This window comes from Paraeggerthella sp. LCP19S3_G8 (assembly GCF_052119225.1).
GTDB classification, from domain to species: domain Bacteria; phylum Actinomycetota; class Coriobacteriia; order Coriobacteriales; family Eggerthellaceae; genus Paraeggerthella; species Paraeggerthella hominis.
This window is the reverse complement of record NZ_JBQKFQ010000024.1, coordinates 1-1,448: the sequence shown is the minus strand read 5'-3', so window position 1 is coordinate 1,448 and position 1,448 is coordinate 1. Positions and strand designations below refer to the sequence as shown.

At 69.6% G+C, this 1,448-nt stretch carries 1 protein-coding gene; it reads left to right on the top strand.

Going from position 1 to position 1,448, the window contains the following annotated elements; translation table 11 throughout:
- Positions 1-280: 280 nt before the first annotated feature.
- Positions 281-1,448, top strand: a 1,168-nt coding sequence (locus ACTQZK_RS13210; RefSeq protein WP_441899744.1) for an IS110 family transposase, incomplete at its 3' end; no start/stop codon positions are given.

The following is a 1,448-nucleotide window of genomic DNA, read 5'->3' as shown; positions in this document are numbered from 1 at the left end:
CCCCCATTACAGTTAGACCTGGCTCTGCCGGGTCTTTTCTTTTCCAGCTCGATCCGCAAGCGGATTACGATGAAGCAGACCCTGCGGGGTTGCTGGCCGACCCGCCCCGGATGGCCCTTCGTCCCTGCCTCTCGCGAAGGCCCGGGGGGTGTTGCCACCGGGGACGGGCGCCGCGGCGAAGGCTGATAGAAACCTGCCGGCCCGAAAGGGCGCGGCTCTGTAATGTGGGTGCCGAAGCTGCGGCCCGCGCGGTCAGCCAACATGCCGAAAGGATAGCATCATGGAGGCCGCAAGGACAATCTGCATCGGATTCGACGTGGGCAAGGCGGCGCATCGGGCGTGCGCCGTCTCCCGGGCGTCCGGGGAGATACTCTTCAACAAGGCGCTTGAGAACAGGGAGGGCCCCATAGACGAGACGCTCGCGCTCGCGGGCGAAGGGGCGCTCGTCGTCGTCGACCAGAAGCGCAGCATCGGGGCCCTCGTGCTCGAGCGCGCGAGGGCCGCGGGCATGGAGGTCGCCTACCTGCCGGGCCTGGCGATGAAGCGCGCCCGGGACATGTTCCCCGGTGCCGCCAAGACCGACGAGATAGACGCCGAGGTCATCGCGCGCACCGCCATCGGGATGCCGTGGCGCCTGCGGCCCGTGGCCGAGGACGCCGGCAGCGGCGCCGAGATAAGGCTGCTCGCATCGCAGCGGCGCTTCCTGACGAAATGCTCCACGCAGTCGAAGAACCGCCTGCGCTCGGTGCTGCTCGAGGTCGACCCCGCCTTCGAGGCGGCCGTCGACCTGGGGGCGGCGTGGCAGGTGGGCGTCCTGTCCAGGTTCGGGGGCGCCCCCGGCATAGCCGCGGCGGGCAGGAAGGGCTACCGCACCTTCGCCGTGAAGAAGTCGGGGGCGCCCGAGGCGGCGGCCGACGGGCTTTGGGACGCGGCCCCGGCTTCGGCGAAGTCGGGCAGGCCGCACACGGCCGCGGAGGACGCGGCGGTGAGGATGCTCGCCGAGCGGATAGAGGAAGACCTCGCCAGGGCGGCATCCGTCAGGGAGTCCATGGACGCGCTGCTCGCCGGCGACGCCGTGTACCGGGCGCTGCTCACCGTTCCGGGCATCGGCCCGAAGACCGCCTCGGCGCTCGTCGCCGGAGTCGACATCGGCCTGTTTTCGAGCCGCGACAAGCTGGCGTCTTTTACCGGGCTCGCCCCGAGCAACAGGCAGTCGGGCACCTCTCTGGACTCGGCGTCGTCGTCGAAGACCGGCAACAAGGAGCTCAAGAACCTGCTCGTCTTCTCCTGCAACTCCCTCGTCGGCACTGACAACGAGTTCGGCCGCTACTACGATGCGTGCCGCGCGCGGGGAATGCGGCACAACAAGGCCCTCAAAGCCGTGGCGCGAAAGAGGCTGAAGGTCATCTTCGCCGTCATGCGGGACGCCCGCCCGTGCGCCCGAGCCT